20 protein-coding genes are annotated in these 17,893 nt (G+C 68.8%); 14 read left to right on the top strand and 6 right to left on the bottom strand.

What is annotated here, in order from left to right; translation table 11 throughout:
• Positions 1 to 2 precede the first annotated feature (2 nt).
• On the top strand, positions 3 to 599 hold the full coding sequence (locus ACWZHB_RS16415) for a TetR/AcrR family transcriptional regulator (RefSeq protein ID WP_427908800.1): 597 nt from the start codon (positions 3 to 5) through the stop codon (positions 597 to 599).
• Here ACWZHB_RS16415 and ACWZHB_RS16410 read toward each other — a convergent pair.
• Positions 586 to 1,968, bottom strand: a complete 1,383-nt coding sequence (locus tag ACWZHB_RS16410; protein WP_427908799.1) for a flavin monoamine oxidase family protein — start codon at positions 1,966 to 1,968, stop codon at positions 586 to 588. The genes ACWZHB_RS16415 and ACWZHB_RS16410 overlap by 14 nt on opposite strands.
• 58 nt (positions 1,969 to 2,026) lie before the next feature.
• On the opposite strand from ACWZHB_RS16410, the gene ACWZHB_RS16405 reads away from it, so the two are divergent.
• The 7 genes from ACWZHB_RS16405 (at position 2,027) to ACWZHB_RS16375 (ending at position 8,202) form a co-directional block, all read left to right on the top strand.
• Positions 2,027 to 2,224 carry a hypothetical protein gene (locus ACWZHB_RS16405; RefSeq protein WP_427908798.1) on the top strand — a complete coding sequence of 66 codons (198 nt, stop codon included), beginning with the start codon at positions 2,027 to 2,029 and terminating at the stop codon, positions 2,222 to 2,224.
• A gap of 136 nt (positions 2,225 to 2,360) precedes the next feature.
• Positions 2,361 to 3,038: a PadR family transcriptional regulator gene (locus ACWZHB_RS16400; RefSeq protein WP_427908797.1), complete on the top strand. Its 678-nt coding sequence runs from the start codon at positions 2,361 to 2,363 to the stop codon at positions 3,036 to 3,038.
• 62 nt (positions 3,039 to 3,100) lie between these two features.
• The gene (locus ACWZHB_RS16395) at positions 3,101 to 4,120 is read left to right on the top strand and encodes an esterase/lipase family protein (protein ID WP_427908796.1); all 1,020 of its coding nucleotides are present in this window, start codon (positions 3,101 to 3,103) and stop codon (positions 4,118 to 4,120) included.
• A 76-nt stretch (positions 4,121 to 4,196) separates the two neighbouring features.
• Positions 4,197 to 4,736, top strand: a complete 540-nt coding sequence (gene def / locus ACWZHB_RS16390; protein ID WP_427908795.1) for a peptide deformylase — start codon at positions 4,197 to 4,199, stop codon at positions 4,734 to 4,736.
• Positions 4,736 to 5,659, top strand: coding sequence for a methionyl-tRNA formyltransferase (fmt, locus tag ACWZHB_RS16385; protein WP_427908794.1), 924 nt, complete (start codon positions 4,736 to 4,738; stop codon positions 5,657 to 5,659). Before def ends, fmt begins: the two co-directional genes overlap by 1 nt.
• Positions 5,660 to 6,404: 745 nt before the next feature.
• Positions 6,405 to 7,763 (top strand): RsmB/NOP family class I SAM-dependent RNA methyltransferase, encoded by a 1,359-nt coding sequence (locus ACWZHB_RS16380; RefSeq protein WP_427909184.1) that lies wholly within the window; start codon positions 6,405 to 6,407, stop codon positions 7,761 to 7,763.
• A 94-nt stretch (positions 7,764 to 7,857) separates the two neighbouring features.
• Entirely contained in the window at positions 7,858 to 8,202 is a 345-nt protein-coding gene (locus tag ACWZHB_RS16375; RefSeq protein WP_427908793.1) for an MmcQ/YjbR family DNA-binding protein, read from the top strand.
• A gap of 23 nt (positions 8,203 to 8,225) precedes the next feature.
• On the opposite strand, the gene ACWZHB_RS16370 is transcribed toward ACWZHB_RS16375, so the two are convergent.
• Positions 8,226 to 9,134, bottom strand: a complete 909-nt coding sequence (locus tag ACWZHB_RS16370; protein ID WP_427908792.1) for an RNA polymerase sigma factor SigF — start codon at positions 9,132 to 9,134, stop codon at positions 8,226 to 8,228.
• The gene (locus ACWZHB_RS16365; protein ID WP_427908791.1) at positions 9,134 to 9,502 is read right to left on the bottom strand and encodes an anti-sigma factor; all 369 of its coding nucleotides are present in this window, start codon (positions 9,500 to 9,502) and stop codon (positions 9,134 to 9,136) included. The genes ACWZHB_RS16370 and ACWZHB_RS16365 overlap by 1 nt, the downstream gene beginning before the upstream one ends.
• 152 nt (positions 9,503 to 9,654) lie before the next feature.
• Here ACWZHB_RS16365 and rpe point away from each other — a divergent pair, with 152 nt between their 5' ends.
• Entirely contained in the window at positions 9,655 to 10,311 is a 657-nt protein-coding gene (rpe, locus tag ACWZHB_RS16360; RefSeq protein ID WP_427909183.1) for a ribulose-phosphate 3-epimerase, read from the top strand.
• Here the strand turns inward: rpe and ACWZHB_RS16355 are convergent, their stop codons facing one another.
• Positions 10,312 to 10,782 (bottom strand): hypothetical protein, encoded by a 471-nt coding sequence (locus tag ACWZHB_RS16355; protein ID WP_427908790.1) that lies wholly within the window; start codon positions 10,780 to 10,782, stop codon positions 10,312 to 10,314.
• 549 nt (positions 10,783 to 11,331) lie between these two features.
• Here ACWZHB_RS16355 and ACWZHB_RS16350 point away from each other — a divergent pair.
• The 4 genes from ACWZHB_RS16350 (at position 11,332) to ACWZHB_RS16335 (ending at position 14,395) form a co-directional block, all read left to right on the top strand.
• Positions 11,332 to 11,955 (top strand): riboflavin synthase, encoded by a 624-nt coding sequence (locus ACWZHB_RS16350; protein ID WP_427908789.1) that lies wholly within the window; start codon positions 11,332 to 11,334, stop codon positions 11,953 to 11,955.
• Positions 11,956 to 12,160: 205 nt separating this feature from the next.
• Entirely contained in the window at positions 12,161 to 13,405 is a 1,245-nt protein-coding gene (locus tag ACWZHB_RS16345; protein ID WP_378627050.1) for a bifunctional 3,4-dihydroxy-2-butanone-4-phosphate synthase/GTP cyclohydrolase II, read from the top strand.
• 25 nt (positions 13,406 to 13,430) lie between these two features.
• Complete coding sequence (gene ribH, locus ACWZHB_RS16340) at positions 13,431 to 13,907, top strand: 6,7-dimethyl-8-ribityllumazine synthase (RefSeq protein ID WP_427908788.1); 477 nt, start codon at positions 13,431 to 13,433, stop codon at positions 13,905 to 13,907.
• A gap of 2 nt (positions 13,908 to 13,909) precedes the next feature.
• Positions 13,910 to 14,395 (top strand): PH domain-containing protein, encoded by a 486-nt coding sequence (locus ACWZHB_RS16335; RefSeq protein WP_427909182.1) that lies wholly within the window; start codon positions 13,910 to 13,912, stop codon positions 14,393 to 14,395.
• A 149-nt stretch (positions 14,396 to 14,544) separates the two neighbouring features.
• Here ACWZHB_RS16335 and ACWZHB_RS16330 read toward each other — a convergent pair whose 3' ends face one another.
• Positions 14,545 to 16,497, bottom strand: a complete 1,953-nt coding sequence (locus ACWZHB_RS16330) for a gamma-glutamyltransferase family protein (RefSeq protein WP_427908787.1) — start codon at positions 16,495 to 16,497, stop codon at positions 14,545 to 14,547.
• 158 nt (positions 16,498 to 16,655) lie between these two features.
• Here ACWZHB_RS16330 and ACWZHB_RS16325 point away from each other — a divergent pair, with 158 nt between their 5' ends.
• Positions 16,656 to 17,348 (top strand): HAD family hydrolase, encoded by a 693-nt coding sequence (locus ACWZHB_RS16325; protein WP_427908786.1) that lies wholly within the window; start codon positions 16,656 to 16,658, stop codon positions 17,346 to 17,348.
• Between the two features lie 82 nt (positions 17,349 to 17,430).
• Here ACWZHB_RS16325 and ACWZHB_RS16320 read toward each other — a convergent pair whose 3' ends face one another.
• Positions 17,431 to 17,841: a hypothetical protein gene (locus tag ACWZHB_RS16320; protein ID WP_427908785.1), complete on the bottom strand. Its 411-nt coding sequence runs from the start codon at positions 17,839 to 17,841 to the stop codon at positions 17,431 to 17,433.
• Positions 17,842 to 17,893 lie beyond the last annotated feature (52 nt).

Below are 17,893 nucleotides of genomic sequence, written 5' to 3'. Positions count from 1 at the left end.
ATGTGATTCGAACGCAGCCGGCCGGGCGCAAGCCGACCTCCGACGATCCGCGGGTGTTGCGCAGCCGCGGTCTACTCCAGGACGCGATCCTCGAGCTCGGACTCGAAGGCCCGGTCGACGGCATCGCCATTTCCGACATCACCGGTCGTGCGGGCGTGAGCCGCAGCACCTTCTACGACCACTACACCGACAAGGAGACGCTGCTCGCCGACGCGATCGAACGGCACGCGCTCGACGCGGGCATCTCGCTGCGCGAGGGCGGCTTCGACGACGGTCTACCCGACCAGCCGCCGCAATTCCTGATCGGCTACGTCCAGCACATCGCCGATCATGCCCAGCTCTACCGGAATGTGCTGGGCGCGCACGGCTCGGCGGCGGTGCACGCCCGGCTGACCCGGCGGATCGCGACCATCCTCGCCGAGGGCATCCGGTTGCTCGGTGAGCACGCGCCGGTGGTCTCGGGCGTGCCGATCGAGGTGGACGCGGCGGCGCTGGCGGGCGCGATGCTCGCGGTGCTCACGCACTGGCTCGAGCGATTGCCCGACACGCCGGCGCCGGTTGTCGCGGAATGGATCTGGGAGATCCTCACCCGGGAATGAGGCGTGCCCCGGCGTCGAGCAGGGTGTGGACTTCGGTGGCGGCGCGTTCGCCCGAGGTGAGCGCGCCGTCCATGTAGCCGTTCCATACGGTCGCGGATTCCGCTCCCGCCCAATGGATTCGGCCGATCGGGACGCGCACGGTGTCGTGATAGGCGGTCCAGGCGCCGGGTGGCAGGTAACCGCCGTAGCAGCCCCTCGACCACTCTTCCTGGCTCCAGTCCTTCTCGACGAACTGTTCGGGTTCGGCGGCCGCGGGCCCGAAGTGGCGCGCGAAACACGCGAGCACCTCAGCTTTACGGTCGGCGGCGGGCAGCTGCCCGAGGCGGCGGGCATGGCCAGCCTCGAGGAAGCCGAGCAGCACACCTTTGCTGGCGTCGGGTGGTGAGTTGTCGTAACAGAGTTTCACCGGGCCGACGTCGCTGGTCGCTTGGCCGTTGAGCCCGTCGCGGCGCCAGAACGGCTCGGCGTACACGGCCATACATTTCACGACCGAGCCCTGAATGTAGCGCTGTACCAACTGGTCTCGGTGTCCCGGCAATGGTGGGTCGTAGGCGATGCGGCTGGTCAGGGTCGGCGGGATGGCCACGATCACCGCGCTCGCGCGGACCGTGCGACCGTCGGCGACGACGGTGACGTCGTAGTCGGTGGTCTCGATGCGCCGCACCGGTGCGGACAGTTCGACCGCGTCGCCGAGATCTTCGGCCATCCGCTGCGCGATGCGCTGCGAGCCGCCGACGATGCGCCACTGCTGGGCGCCGTCGACGGTGGAGATCAGCCGGTCGATGCCGCCACCGGAGTGTAGGTAGAACAGAAAGTGCAGCAGTGAGATATCGGCGGGTTCGGCCGCGAATACCGCCTGGCAGACCAGCGTGCATACCTCACGCGCGCCCTTCGTGCGGACATTGCGGCGCAGCCAGCTGTCGAAAGTCTGTGCGTCCCATACGGATGCGCGCCGGGCGGTCCATGGCGCGTCGAGCGGCACCGTCCGGGCCATCCGGTCGAGGCGCACCTGAGCTTGGGCGACATCGGCCAGCGCCATCGGGCGCAGCGGGGGGATCGCGCCGCGGTAGCGCTTGGTGCGGCCGCCGAATTCGATCTGGGCCAGGCCCTCGTTGTAGGTGGCGTGCCTGCTCAGGCCCAGTTCGTCGATCAGGGCGAGCACGCGATCCTGTGTCGGGCCTACCCACTGGCCGCCGACCTCCACGACATTGCCGTCGCCGATGGATTCGTTGAGTGTGCGGCCACCGACCCGGTCGCGTGCCTCGAGAACCAGGACGCGACGGCCCTTGGCGGTGAGTTCTCGCGCGGCGGCCAGCCCGGCCAGTCCGGCCCCCACCACGACAACGTCATAAACATCGGTACCCGTCACGCCGACCCTCCGGTGAACTTCGACTGAACGCTTGTCCAGTTCAAGCCTAGGGTGCGGTGTGTTCCGCCGGGGTGAAACGCGAAAGGAGTCGGCGCGTCGGGCATCGTGTCGCCTCGGCTCACTCGACTGGCTGCCAGCCTGGGCACAACAGGTCGATGTCGGTGATCGCGCCATCGTCCGCGAGCCGGACGGCGAGAACGGTCTGGCGCAGGACGTGTTCCTGCGGCTGGCCGAGCCCGAGGTCGGTGGCCAGTGACAGCGAGGCGACCAGTTCGGCGAGCCGAAGGGGCAGGGGCGGGTCCGGCAGGAATTCGGATTACTCCTTGCATTCGATGCATTGCCGATATATCGTCGATAGTGTCAAGAACAACGAGAGGCCACAGGAGGCTGTCATGCATAACCAAGAGCAACGAGAATTCGGACACTTCCGGCGCGGTCGCGGACCGGGCCCCCGGGAATTCGGTCCCGACCGTCAGCAGTTCCGCCACGGCGGTCGACACGGGCACGGCCCCGAGTTCGGACCGGGCTTCGGCCCAGGTTTCGGACCGGGATTCGGTCCCGGTTTCGGTCGCGGACGCGGCCGCGGTGGTCGTGGCAGGCGCGGTGACGTGCGGGCCGCGGTGCTGCTACTGCTCGTCGAGCGCCCCATGCACGGCTACGAACTGATCCAGCAGATCCGCGACCGCAGCGACGACATCTGGCGTCCGAGCCCGGGGTCCATCTACCCCGCATTGGCCCAGCTCGAGGACGAGGGTCTGGTGCTCATCGAGAAGGTGGCCGGTCGCAAGACCGCCCAGCTCACCGACGAGGGCAAGGCCTATGTCGAGACCCATCGTGAGGATCTCGGCGACCCGTGGGCCGAGGTCAAGCAGGACGTCGGCGCCCAGGCGCTGGACCTGCGCGGGCTGGTCGGACAGGTGATGGGCGCGGTCGGTCAGGTGGCCCAGGTCGGCACCGCGCAGCAGGCGGCGAAGGCGGCCGAGGTGCTCGCCGAGACCCGCAGGGCGCTGTATCGAATCCTCGCCGAGGACGATGTCACCTCCGAGGGCGACGCAACCCCCGAGAAGTGAGGGCGTCGTGAACCGCCTTCCCGACGTGCGGTTGTCGGACCCATGGAGTAAATGTTTGGGTCATGGAACAACTGGGAACGTTGTGGGGTTGGGGAACATCACGATTGCGCGGCGCGGTATCGGTCGCGGCACTCGCCTGCACGGCGGTGATCGGTGTGTCTTTCGCGCCGATCGCCGCCGCTGAACCGGCGGGCTATCGGCCCGCTGTCATTCCGATGCAGGCGGGTCCGGCGCAGTCCGATCACCTGGATGCCGCCCATTACATCAATGCCCATCCGAACTCGGTTCCGGTGGGCCTCAACAACTTCGGGTGTACGCCGAGCGCCGAGCACCCGCGGCCGATCGTGTTGGTGCACGGCACCGACTCGAGCGCCTACTCCGACTGGGCGGGAATCGGGCCGCAACTGGTAGCGGCCGGCTACTGCGTCTTCGCGCTGAACTACGGCGGGGCGCCGGGCGCCGACACCTACGGCACCGAGGACATGCGGATCAGTTTCGCTCAGCTCGCCCAGTTCGTCGACGATGTGCTCGTCGCGACCAAGGCGGCCAAGGTCGATCTGGTCGGCTTCTCGCAGGGGGCAAATGTCAGCCGGTTCTATGTCAACAAGCTCGGTGGTGCGCCGAAGGTCGGGACCTGGGTCGGCCTGGCCTCGCCCAGCTACGGCGGTGTCATGTACGGACTGGTGCCGGTGGGTCAGGCCGTTCCGGGAATGATGGACGTGTTCGCGAGAGTCACCTCCACGGCGGCCGTCCAGCAGGCGCAGGGGGAACCGCTGATGGTGGAGCTCAACGCGGGCGGTGACACCGTGCCCGGTGTCCGTTACGTCACCGTCGGCAGCCGGGTCGACGAGATGATCCAGCCGTTCTCCAACATCGCGCTGCGCGGTGCGGGCGCGGAGAACCTCGTCCTGCAGGACCTGTGCGCCGACGACATGACCGGCCACTTCCACCTGGTCTACGACCCCTTCGTGCAGCAGCTGCTGCAGCGCATCCTCGACCCCGTCCGGGCACCCGCCCCGGTCTGTACCCCGGTCCCGCTCGGCACCGGCATCCCCGAGGTGATCATCGCGGGCAACTCCTGACGGCCGGGCTGGACGGAAGCACCTCGCGGGGTCTCTAGACTGGGACGACCGCAATTCGTCCTCCCCGGGAGCCGCCGTGACCATTCAGCCCGTTCGCCTGTTCGGCGACCCGATCCTGCGCTCGCGTGCCGACGCGGTCACCGAGTTCGGTCCCGACCTCGCCACGTTGGTCGCCGACCTCACCGAGACCATGCACGACGACGGTGGGGTCGGAATGGCCGCGCCGCAGATCGGGGTCGGGCTGCGGGTGTTCGTCTACGACACCGGCGACGCCGCGGGTCACGTGGTGAACCCGGAATGGTCGGCCCTCGGGGCCGATGAACAGGTCGGCCCCGAGGGCTGCCTGTCGATTCCCGGTGTGCGCTACGACGTGCGCCGGGCATCGCGCGTGCGGGTCACCGGGGTCGACGTCACCGGTGCGCCGGTGGAGTTCGAGGCCGACGGGCTGCTCGCCCGCTGCGTACAGCACGAGCACGACCACCTCGACGGCGTGCTGTTCATCAACCGGCTCGAACCGGCCGACCGCAAGGACGCGATGCGCACCATCCGCGAATCCGACTGGTTCCGCGGCGGGATCACCGTGCGCGAATCCAGCGGTGTGGGCGGTGGCCGCTGATGCGGGTAGTTTTCGCCGGCACGCCGGAACCCGCGGTGCCGTCGTTGCGCCGGTTGATCGAGAGCGAAGGCCACGAGGTCGTCGCGGTGGTCACCCGGCCCGACGCGGTCGCGGGTCGCGGCCGCAAGATCATGCGCTCGCCGGTCGGGCAGCTCGCCGACGAGCACGGCATTCCGGTGTTCACGCCGCGCAAGCCGTCCGAACCCGAATTCGTCGCCGCGCTCACCGAACTCGCGCCGGACTGCTGCCCGGTCGTCGCCTACGGTGCGCTGCTGCCGCAGCAGGTGCTCGACATCCCCGCGCACGGCTGGATCAATCTGCACTTCTCGCTGCTGCCCGCCTGGCGCGGTGCGGCGCCCGTGCAGGCGGCCATCGACGCGGGTGACGACATGACCGGTGCGTCGACCTTCCTGATCGAAGCGGGCCTCGACACCGGCCCGGTGTACGGGGTGATGACCGAGAAGATCGGGCTCACCGACACCGCGGGCGAACTGCTGGCCAGGCTCGCCGAAGCGGGCGCCGTGCTGCTCGAGAAAACTCTGGACGGCGTGGAAGACGGGTCGCTGCAAGCGATTCCGCAATCCCACGACGGCGTGACCTACGCACCGAAGGTGGCCGTGGAGGCGGGACGAATCGGGTTCGACGAACCCGCGCTGGCCATCCACCGCCACATCCGCGCCGTCACCCCGGCGCCGGGCGCGTGGACCGAGGTGAACGGGCTGCGCCTCAAACTCGGCCCGGTGGAAATGGTGGAGGAAACCTTGCCCGAACGCGAGATCGAGGTGCGCAAGTCCGGCGTCTTCGTCGGAACATCGACCACGGCGGTCCGCCTCGGACAGGTCCAACCGCCCGGCAAGAAGATGATGAACGCCCTCGACTGGGCCCGCGGCGCCCGCCTCGCTCCCGGCACGGTGATCGGATGAGGGAGCAGCGAGCAGATACCGCGGTCATGCCGGAGCCGATCGACAGCGAGGTGCGCGCATGAGCGCCTCCGACCGCCGCCGTCGCCGCGAAGCCGACGCCGCGAAGGGCGTGAGCCCCCGCGAGGATCGCAAACCCACCGGAAAATCTGGCGACGCGCGCGGCACCGGTTCCCGCGACGACCGCAAGATCACCAGCAAGAATGTCGATGGTGGCTGGGCCGCCCGCGCCGCGAAGGGCACCACCACCCCGCGTGCGGACGGCGATCGCTGGACCGGCCGCGATGACCGTGGCGGCTCCGACCGACCCCGCCGCGACGACCGCGACGGGGGCACCCGATCGGGCACACCCCGCCGTTCCGACGATCGCCCTGGTTTCGCGCGCGGCGCGGGCAATCGAGGTGCTGCCGCTCCGCGATCCGGTGGGCCACGTCGCGAAGACGACCGCGCGCAGGGTGGTGACGGTGGTGGCCGGGACGACGCTCCGCGATCCGGTGTACCTCGTCGTGTCGACGACCGCCCAGGTTTCGGCGACGCGAACGACAGGGCGCAGAGTCGTGACTCGGCCGACCAGCGTGGCGCCGCGGGACGTTCCGGTGCGGGCCGAACCGGCCGTGGCGCGTCGCGTCCCGATCGTGGTGCGCGCGTAGGAGATTCGCGCGGCCGTGGCGCGGGCACCCGCGACGCCGGTGCGGGAACGGCGGGTAAGGCGCCCACGCAGCGGCGACCCGAGCGTCCCGATCCCACCGTGCCGAGTCCGCGCAAGCGGCGCGGCGAGCCTGTGGATCCGGCGCGTGAGGTGGCCCTCGATGTGTTGCGGGCCGTGCGTGAGCGCGATGCCTATGCCAACCTCGCGCTGCCGAAGTTGTTGCGCGAGCGCAAGATCAGTGGCCGTGATGCCGCGTTCGCGACCGAGCTCACCTACGGTGCGAGTCGTTCGCAGGGACAGCTCGACGCGGTGATCTCGGCGTGCGCGGGCCGCCCGGTCGACGAGATCGACGGCCCCATCCTCGACATCCTGCGCCTGGGCGTCTACCAGTTGCTGCGGACCCGCACCAGCGCGCACGCCGCCGTCGACACCTCCGTCGACCTGGCCAGCGCCGAATTCGGCCAGGGCCGTGCCGGTTTCGTCAATGCCGTGCTGCGCCGGGCGGGGGGCAAGACCGCCGAGGAGTGGATCGCCGAACTCGCCCCCGCCGACCCGGTCGGCAAGCTCGCCTTCGAGCACGCGCATCCGAAGTGGATCGCCCAAGCCTTCGCCGACGCGCTCGGCGCACAAGCAGGCGAGTTGGACGAGCTCCTGAAAGCCGACGACGAGCGCCCGGTCGTGCACCTGGTCGCGAGGCCCGGGGAAATCACCGCCGAGGAACTCGCCCTGGTCACCGGTGGCGAAGAAGGTCGCTGGTCCCCGTACGCGGTGTACCTCGACGGCGGCGACCCGGGTCAGCTGGAGCCGGTCCGCGACGGCATCGCGGCCGTCCAGGACGAGGGCAGTCAGCTGGTCGCGCTCGCTCTCACCCGCGCGCCACTGGACGGCGAGGACAAGGGCCGCTGGCTCGATCTCTGCGCAGGTCCCGGCGGTAAGGCGGCCTTGCTCGGCGCGCTCGCCGCGATCGACCTGTTCACCGTCGACGCCGTCGAACCGGCCGAACACCGCGCCGAACTGGTTCGCAAATCCACCCGCAACCTGCCCGTCACCGTCCACGTCGCGGACGGCCGCGACAGTGGGCTGACCCCCGGCTACGACCGCGTTCTCGTCGACGCGCCCTGCACCGGCCTCGGCGCCCTTCGCCGTCGTCCGGAGGCTCGCTGGCGTCGTACCCCGGCAGACGTGACGGAACTGGTCACCCTGCAGCGTGAGCTCCTGGCCGCCGCCTGGGACCTGGTGCGTCCGGGCGGTGTCGTCGTCTACTCGACCTGCTCACCGCACCTCGCCGAAACAGTGTCGGTGGTGGCCGATTTCGTCCGCCGCACCGGTGCCGAAGAGCTCGACAGCCGCGAGTTCCTGCCCGGTGTCACCGATCTCGGTGACGGTCCGTCCGCGCAGCTGTGGCCGCACCGCCACGGCACCGACGCCATGTTCCTGGCGACTCTGCGCAAGAAATAGACGCGACAGTACAACGGCGCCGTCCCCTGTACGGGGGACGGCGCCGTTCCATTCGTCCAAGCGCGCAGCGATCGCCGAGGGGGAGAATCGGCGTATGGCTATGACGTGGGATCAAGTGGTCGCGATGGCGACGGCGCTGCCGGGTGTGGCGGAAGGCACCTGGTGGCGCAGTCCGGGCCTGAACGTCGGTGGCAAGAGCTTCGCCCGATTACGTGACGAAGCCGAAGGTGGTCTCGTGCTGCTCTGCGAGCCCACGGAGAAGGAGGCGCTGCTGGCCTCCGGTGACCCAGCCTTCTACACGACCCCGCACTACGACGGGTACCCGTGCATTCTCATCGACCTGGACACGGTCGACCGGCAACAGCTCGCCGAGCTGCTCGACAGTGCCTGGTGGCTGCGCGCACCCGCGAAGCTGCGGCGGGCCCGGCAGGGCGCGTAGGACTTCGTTGTCCCGTCCGCGACTCAGTCCCGCTCGGACAATTCACGCAGGCGCGCAAGGGTTTTCGCGAGAATTCGCGACACGTGCATCTGCGAGATCCCCAGCTGCGACGCGATCTGCGTCTGCGTCATCGACTCGAAGAACCGCATGGTCAGGATGCGGCGTTCACGCTCCGGCAGGCCCGCCAGTAGCGGGCGCACCGCGATGTACTCCTCGACCCGGTCGAACTGCGATTCCTCCTCGCCCAGGGTGTCGAGCAGCGAGGCGTCGCTGTCGCGACCGATCGAGGCCGCGTCGATCGAGGTCGGCTGATAGGCGTTGCCCGCGATGACGGCCTGGGTGACCTCGTCGGGGTCGACATCGAGTTCGGCGGCGATCTCCTTGGCGGTGGGGGAGCGCCCCAACCGCTGCGACAGCTGATCCACTGCCGCGCCGATGCGCAGATGAGTCTCCTTGACGCGCCGCGGAACCCGCATCGCCCAGGTGTTGTCGCGGAAATACCGCCGGACCTCACCCATGATCGTCGGCACCGCGAAGGACAGGAAATTCGAGCCGCGACTCAGATCGAACCGGTCCACCGCGTGCACCAGACCGACACGCGCCACCTGCGACAGATCGTCGAACGGCTCACCGCGCCCGCTGAATTTGCGCGCGATGTGGTCGGCCAGCGGGATGCACCGGTTGATCAGCGCGTCCCGTGCGACCGCGTGCGCCACACTGCCCGGCTCGGTCGCCGCGAGCCGCTCGAACAGCGCGCTGACGTCGTCGTATCCGGACACCGGTTCCGGAGTTTCGGCCTCCTCCTCGAGAGTTTCCTGCTCGAGGGCTTCCTTGTCCGGTTCCGCGGCGTTCTCCGACTCCACGGCAGGAGCGTCGGGTTTGTCGGGTTCGCTGAGATTGTGCTGGTCGGGCTGGTTGTCCTCGCCGTGCACTATGCCTTCCCCCGGACCCTGCGGAATCGTACCGTCGTCGGGTACCCGGACGCGCCGGCGTCGAAGTCCTGCTGTTCGGCGATGACCTCGTCGCAGAGCGTGCGCAGCACATGCCACCCGAAGCTGCGCTGATCCGGCATGCCCTCGGCCGCCGCCACTCCGTCGACCCGCACCTGCAATTCGCTGTCACCGACGAGGAATTGGCAGGTGAGCAGCGTATCCGGGCCTGCGATCGCGATGATCGTCGAGCACACCTCGTCCACGGCGAGGCGCACGTCGGCCACCTCGTCGAGGGTGAAATCGCTGAGTAGCACCAGTGTTTCGGCCAGTCCGCGCACGATTGGCAGCTGCGTCAGCTGTGCTGCCACACGAATCTCCACCGGGGCGCCGAAGGGCCCATGTTCCGCCGAAAAATTGGTCACCCTGAGAAGGCTACCCATAACCCGGCAGGGCAATCACCATTCGGTCGCTACACTGTCGCGCTGTGTCCACTCCGACGTTCTCCCGTCCGTCCAAGCCGATGATCGCCCCGTCAATCCTGTCCGCGGACTTCGCGAATCTGGCCGCTGAGGCCGCCGCGGTGCAAGGATGCGACTGGCTCCACGTCGACGTCATGGACGGCCACTTCGTGCCGAACCTCACACTGGGTCTGCCGATCGTGCAGAGCCTGCTCAAGGCCACCGACATCCCGTTCGACTGCCATCTGATGATCGACGATCCGGGCCGCTGGGCCCCGAGCTACGCCGAGGCCGGCGCCTACAACGTCACCATCCACGCCGAAGCGACCGATGATCCGATCGCGGTGGCGCGCGATATCCGCGCCGCGGGCGGCCGTGCGGGGCTGTCGGTGAAGCCGAACACCCCGATCGAGCCGTACCTGGAGATCCTGCGCGAATTCGACACCCTGCTCGTGATGAGCGTGGAACCCGGTTTCGGTGGGCAGTCGTTCATCCCCGGCGTGCTGGAGAAGGCGCGGATCGTGCGCAACCTGGTCGACTCGGGCGAACTGCGGCTGGTCGTCGAAATCGACGGCGGCATCAACGACGACACCATCGAGCAGGCCGCCGCGGCCGGGATCGATTGCTTCGTGGCCGGATCGGCCGTCTACAACACGGCCGATCCCGGCGCCGCCGTGCAGAAGCTGCGCAACTTGGCCACCTCGGCCTGGCTGCCGTGATTACAGGGAGCGGAGTTTGCGGGTGCCCAGCGCCCGCGCCGCTTCGATGACAGCCTGCACCGGCGGCCGCTGGTCGCCGGATTCGGGTACCTGCACCCAGGTGCGATAGCCGGTGCGCTCGTCGTCGGGGGAGGGCAGCACGATCTGGCTGCCCGCGCAGGCGACGGTCGCGTAGAGGCGGAACAGTTCGGCCGACGCGGTCGCGGTGAGCGAGTCCGGTCGGCACGGGCCGGTGAGGAACGTCCAGCGCCGAGCGCGGGGGTGATCGACTACCGGACCCGCGATCGAGGCCTCGCGCAGGCGCGCCTGTACCCGCTCGCCCAGATCGCTGGGCATGGTCACCGCGCCGTAGTGCGCGCCGATGTGGAGCAGAATGCGGCGGGAATCGAAATCGATCTTGGCCGGCAGGTGCAGCTCTCGCCGATAACGTACGCAGCGCATTTCCAGCGTCGAATCGATCAGCGTGCTCACGCGGCACCCCCACATATTGCGAACCTGTTGTAACCCACAGTGTTGTCTTCCTGGAGTGGTGGACTATCCCTGGGGCGAACTCCCGGCAGCCGCAGTGCTCCGGGCGATGATGTCGGGGAAACCCGCAGTTCCAGGGCCCGACATCTGGTTGAACAGCAGGAATCGTTGACGTAACAATATTGCGTCAATGGCGCGGCGGGCGCAAGCATTCCACTCACCGTGTTTCCAGTTCGTAATGGCGGGTATTCCCAGGTTAAGGCAGCCGGATGAATGCGGGGGATCGGTTCGCCGAAAATTGGATTGAACGACAACCGCCGGAATGATTAACGGCGGCGTCGCGTCATGTCGATACACCTTTGTCGCCGAATCGATGCGCTATCGATCGCTTCCGGTGACCTTGTGCTGCGTTCGGTCGGGTTCGGCCCCCGCCCCGGTCTCACCGGCCCCGCTACTAGGCTGTGCGACAAGCCGGGCGGCCGCGCGGGAATAGCGGCAACGCACCTGCTGTTGGGCCGAACGGGTATCGATGACGCGACAAGGGAGTCAGGCATGTTCACAGGGATCGTCGAGGAGCTCGGCGAGGTCGTGGCCACCGAAGCGCTGACCGACGCCGCCCGGTTGACGATCCGCGGCAAGCTGGTGACTTCCGATGCCGGACACGGCGATTCGATCGCCGTCAACGGCGTCTGCCTCACCGTCGTCGACGTGGTCGACGGCGACAGCTTCACCGTCGACGTCATGGACGAGACGTTGCGGCGCTCGAGCATCGGCGGCCTGGTCCCCGGATCGCCGGTCAACCTCGAACGCGCGGCCGCGTTGAACAGCCGCCTCGGCGGGCACGTCGTGCAGGGCCACGTCGACGGCACCGGCACCGTGCTCCGGCGGACCCCGTCGGAGAACTGGGAAGTCGTGCGGATCTCGCTGCCGGATTCCATCGCGCGCTATGTGGTGGAGAAGGGCTCGATCACCGTCGACGGCGTCTCGCTGACGGTCTCCGCGCTCGGCATCGACGACGAACCGAACGCCGACGGATCCCGCGATTGGTTCGAAGTCTCGCTGATCCCGACCACCCTCGCCCTGACCGTCCTCGGCACCGCCCCGGTCGGCGCCACCGTGAACCTCGAGGTGGACGTCATCGCGAAGTACGTAGAACGCCTCGCCCAGCGAGGCTGACACCGATCGGCGCCGGGCCTCACAGAACACGCCGAGGCCACGCCGTAATGTAGGAAGTCATTGCCATCCCAAGGCAGTTTCTCGGCCGCCTCGATCTGGACTGACCAGAGGGTGCGACGAAGGAGTGCCCGCCGGGAGGGAAGATCGAGGCCTCAGGGCCGAGAAACCCGCGGCGCCAGCCGCCAAAATTACGGAGCAAGCAGACGTGACCAGGTTGGACAGCATCGAGCGCGCGGTCGCCGATATCGCGGCCGGCAAGGCTGTTGTCGTCATCGACGACGAGGACCGGGAGAACGAAGGCGATCTCATCTTCGCGGCCGAGAAGGCCACCCCGGAGCTGGTCGCGTTCATGATCCGCTACACCTCCGGCTACATCTGCGTGCCGCTGACCGCCGATGACTGCGACCGGCTCGGCCTGCCGCCCGCGTACGCGATGAACCAGGACAAGCACGGCACCGCCTACACCGTCTCGGTGGACGCGCGCGAGGGCATCACCACCGGTATCTCGGGCGCCGACCGGGCGGTCACCATGCGCCTGCTGGCCAGCGCGCAGGCCAAGGCCGACGAGTTCACCCGCCCCGGCCATGTGGTGCCGCTGCGCGCCAAGGACGGCGGCGTGCTGCGCAGGCCGGGCCACACCGAGGCCGCGGTCGATCTGGCCCGGATGGCCGGCTTGCGTCCGGCGGGCGTGATCTGCGAGATCGTCAGCCAGAAGGACGACGGGCACATGGCCCGCACCGACGAGCTACGGGTGTTCGCCGACGAGCACAACCTGGCGATGATCTCGATCGCCGACATGATCGCCTGGCGGCGCAAGCACGAGAAGCATGTCGTGCGGGTGGCCGAGGCCCGGATTCCGACCGCGCACGGCGACTTCAAGGCCGTGGGCTATCAGAGCATCTTCGACGACGCCGAGCACGTCGCGCTGGTGCGCGGCGACATCGGCGACGGCGAGGACGTGCTGGTGCGCGTGCACTCGGAATGCCTGACCGGCGACGTCTTCGGCTCGCTGCGCTGCGATTGCGGCCCGCAGCTGGACGCGGCGCTCGAGATGGTCGATCAGGAGGGCCGCGGCGTCGTGCTCTACATGCGCGGGCACGAGGGCCGTGGCATCGGCCTGATGCACAAGCTGCAGGCCTACCAATTGCAGGACACCGGCCGCGACACCGTCGACGCCAACCTCGATCTCGGCCTGCCCGCCGACGCCCGCGATTACGGCACGGGCGCGCAGATCCTGGTCGATCTCGGGATCCGCTCGATGCGTCTGCTCACCAACAATCCGGCCAAGCGGGTCGGCCTCGACGGCTACGGCCTCGCGATCACCGAGCGCGTCCCGATGCCGTTGCGCGCCAATGCCGAGAACCTGCACTACCTGCGCACCAAGCGGGATCGGATGGGCCACGACCTGGTCGGCCTCGACGATCTCGACCTGGGCGAAACCGCGCAGTGATCACTTCCCACGAAAGGCGGCAACGATGAGCGGCACAGGTGTTCCGAGCTTCGCTTTGGCGCAGGCCAAAGACGTCAAACTCGGCATCGTCGCCTCGCGCTGGCACACCGAGATCTGCGACACGCTCGTGGCCAATGCCGAGCGGGTCGCCAAGGAAGCCGGCGTCGAGCAGGTGACCGTGGTGCGCTGCGCCGGTGCGATGGAGCTGCCGGTCGTCGCGCAGGAACTGGCACGCACGCATGATGCGGTGGTGGCTCTCGGTGTCGTGATCCGGGGCGGCACACCACATTTCGAGTACGTGTGTGACGCGGTGACGGCAGGGCTGACCCGGGTGTCGCTCGACGCGGCCACGCCGGTCACCAACGGTGTGCTCACCACGAACGACGAAGAGCAGGCGCGCGATCGGGCCGGGCTGCCCGGTTCGTCGGAGGACAAGGGCGAGCAGGCCTGTGCCGCCGCCCTCGACGCCGCGCTCACGTTGCGCGCGCTGCGATCGGCGTGACCGTGCCGGTGGTGCGGACGTGGCGGCGCGGTGTTCCCGAGCCGGACACGGGCTGGGAGTTCGAGGTGCGTCCGCGCCGGGCGATCCGCACCGCCGTCGTCGCAGCGATCGTCATCGTCGTCGCCTTCACCGCGGGCGGACTGCTGCTGCGCACCGGCTCGACCGGGGTGAACTTCCGGGTCGCCGATCAGGTCGCGATGATCCTGATCGGGGTCGTCGGTGCGGGCGCGGTTTTGATGCTCACCCGTCCGCGGGTGCGCGCGGGTCGCCAGGGTGTCGGGGTGCGCAACATCCTGGGCGAGCAGGTCTACCCGTGGGCCTACATCCGAGGCGCGTCTTTCCCGGACCGCAAGGCCTGGGCTCGCCTCGAACTGGCCGACGACGACTATGTCCCGATGCTCGCGATCCGTTCCAACGACAAGGCCCACGCCGCCGACGCGATAGAGCGTGTGCGCGAACTCGGGGCCCGGTACGCCCCGCAGGACTGAGTCGCGCTCGCGAACAGTCCCGCTGCCGCGACTCGTGCGCCTGCGCCCGGCGGATTCGTTCGGCACTCACCATGCGCCGCATGCCGAGGTAGGTCAGCGCGGCGTCGCCGGGACGGGAGGTGCGAGTCCCGGCGACGAACCGCCTGCGGTCAGCGAGTATCGCCGAGGACCGCTCCCTCACGGCGCGGATCCGCGCCGCCGATCCAGCCGTCCTTGCCGTTGTGCTGCAGGGCGCTCAGCCCGCTGGACTGCGGTGCGACCGACACCTGGTGACCCATCGCCCGTAGCTTTTGGACCAGCGGATCGTGGTCGCCGTTGTCGGTGGGATCGATGTCGGGGTGCTCACCGCCTACGCCGGTGACCGGCGTATTGCCGGCGCCGAACGACACCCCGGAGACCGCCTGCTGCGGGTCGAGGCCCCAATCCAGCGTATTGATCAGCGTTTTCACGACGAACTGGATGATCACCGAACCACCGGGTGAACCCGTGACGAGCTTCAGTTCGCCGCGGTCGCCCTTGTCGTCACGTTCGAACACCAGGGTCGGCGCCATCGAACTTCGCGGGCGCTTGTTGGGCTGGAGGCGGTTGGCCACCGGGGTGCCGTCGGGGTCGACCGGATCGGCGGCGAAGTCGGTGAGCTGATTGTTGAGCACGAACCCGTCGACGAGATGGAACGACCCGAACGCCGATTCGACCGTGGTGGTCATCGCCGCGGCGTTGCCGTACTTGTCGACGACGGAGATGTGGCTGGTGCCGTGCTCGGGCGGCTGCGGGCCGTTGCCTAGGGGCACCGGACCGAGGTTGCCAGGCTTGGCGGTGCCCATGCTGCGCTGCGGGTCGATCAGCCCCGACCGCTCCTTCAGGTACTGCGGGTGGACCAGCGACAGGGCCGAATTGCCCGGCAGCGGAACGAAATCCGGGTCCGCGACGTACTTGTTGCGGTCGGCGTAGGCCAGCCGCTCCGCCTCGGAGATCAGGTGCACGGCCTGCGCGTCGGGGCGCCCACCGTTGGCGTCGAGCTCTTGGGGGCGCAGCGCGGGGATATCGAAATTGGCGAGGATGCCCAGCGTCGCGGCGACGGTGCTGCCACCCGAGGACGGCGCGGGCATGCCGCACAATTCGTACTTGCGGTACCCGGTGCAGAGCGCGGTGCGCTTCTTGGCCTGGTAGTTCGCCAGGTCGGTGGTGGTCAGCAGACTCGGGGTGCGTCCGCCCGCGGTGCTGCCCGCCGCCGCGATGATGTCCTGGGCGATGGCGCCGCTGTAGAGGGCTTTCGCGCCGTCGGTGGCGATCGCCGACAGTGTTTTCGCCAGTGCGGGATTGGTGAGGACGGTGCCGGCCTTCTTGGGTGAACCGTCGGGTTCGAGGAAGTAGCCGCGTGCGGCTTCGTCGGCTGCCAGATCCCGCGCGGATTCGGCGATCTGCCCGGCCAGGCGCGGACTGATCTCGAAACCGCTGTCGGACAGGCTGATCGCGGGATCGAACAGTTCCTTCCAGGCGGTCATCCCGTGCTCGGAATGCGCGAGTTCGAGCATCCGCAGTACCCCGGGAACGCCGATCGAGCGGCCGCTCGCCCGGGTGTTCGGGGCGGGCTCGGTGCGATCGGTGTCGCTGACCCAGCGCAGATAGTTCTCGGTGGCCGCCGCGGGTGCGGTCTCGCGGCCGTCGTAGGTGTCGACGGTGCGCGACTTCGCGTCGTAATGCACGAGGAACGCGCCGCCCCCGATCCCGGAAGCCTGCGGTTCGACCAGCCCGAGTACCGCCTGCGCGGTGACCAGCGCATCGGTGGCGGTACCACCCGCCCGCAGCACCCGGCACGCGGCCTCGGTGGCCACCGGGTTCGCGGTCGACACCGCGTAGGTACTGGTGCGCACGGCCGTCATGTCCAAGCGGTACCCCGACGCGATCTCGGGATTGGTACTGAGATTCTGCGAGGTCGGCGCACCGGCGCTGGTCGCGGGTGCCGCGGACACCGGCGTGCCGTTGGGCGTGCTCGTGCACTCCGCGGCACGCTTGTCGTCTGTCGAACAACCGGCCAGTACCCCCACCGCGAGCACTGCGGCCGTCGTGGCCCCGATCCACGTCCGTCGCCTTGGCGTCATGTAGGCAGCGTAACTCTCCGGTCCGACACGATTGGATCTTTTTCGGCCCGGTGCCGGCAACCGGCTCCGACGGCGCCCCGATGACGGGCACGCGAATCCTGGGTTACCCGGCCGATTTCCGCCAGGCGCGCACCGGCTAGCTGGTTACCCTGGCTGATATGGACATCGACGCGGTGCTGTTCGACTTCTCCGGCACGGTCTTCCGATTGGAGGACGATCGGACCTGGGCCGACGAACTCGTCGGCGACGACGGAACACCGTTCGACGTGGCCGCGAAAGCCGAAGTGCTGCGGCGGATGACGGCCCCGGTCGAGCAGTTCATGACCTTCGACACGGCAGGCCAACACGCCTGGGACAACCGCGATCTCGACCCCGCCCTGCACCGCCACGCCTACCTGGAGGTGCTGCGCGGCTCCGGGGTTCCCGATATCCAGGCAACCCGCCTCTACGAACGCCTCATCGACCCGTTCACCTGGACTCCGTACCCCGACACCGGCACGGTACTGGAATCGCTTGCCGCCCAAGGAATCCCGATCGGCATCGTCAGCAATATCGCCTTCGACATCCGACCCGCCTTCGGCAAGCACGGCTGGACCGACCTGATCGGCTCGATGACCCTGTCCTACGAAGTAGGCGCCATCAAACCGAATCCCCAGATCTTCCGCGACGCCACCAGTCGCCTCGGCGTCGATCCCGAACGCGTCCTCATGGTCGGCGACAGCACCGAAGCCGACGGCGGCGCGACGATCCTCGGCGCCCGCTTCGCCCTCGTCGACGCGGTTCCGACCGTCGACCGTCCCCGCGGCCTCATCGACGCACTCGCCGAACACGGGATCCGCACGGTCGACTGACCGCGACGCTGACGGTCTCGGCGCCCGACCTTCCAGTCAGCTCGCGCACCTTTCAGCGCGGGACGAATCACCCGATCGCAGGTCAGCGTTCGCGGGTGAACCAGGCGCGAGCCGAGGGGCGAAGGAGCATCGCGGCGACCGCGCCATTGGCGACGATGCCGACCGCACCCGGCGGTAGTCCGGTGAGAATGCCGGTCGAGGACACGAGCAACGCCAGCACCGCGACCGCGACCGCGGCCTTGCGCACCAGGTCGCCGCCCTGCCGGAACAACAGCACCAACGGGACCAGCGCGAAGGACGGCAGGTACCCCGCGAGCAGCGCGCCGAGCGAACCGCCAAGCGCCACGGTGATCGTGATCAGCACCACCCCGACAGCCGAGGCGACCGCGACGATCAGCCGAGCCCCGCGCACCGTGCCGGGCATGACCCCGTGCGGGGTCACCTCGTCGTCGTACAGGTCCTCGCCTGTGCGCGGCGCAGCAGCGTTGGTCATCGCACGTCCTTTCGGGCACATGTTCCGAGCAATCACGGTACACAGGCGGCCC

The sequence above is a fragment of the Nocardia sp. FBN12 genome (assembly GCF_054031145.1).
The sequence above is the reverse complement of the archived record's forward strand: the minus strand, read 5'-3'. Positions and strand labels throughout refer to the sequence as shown.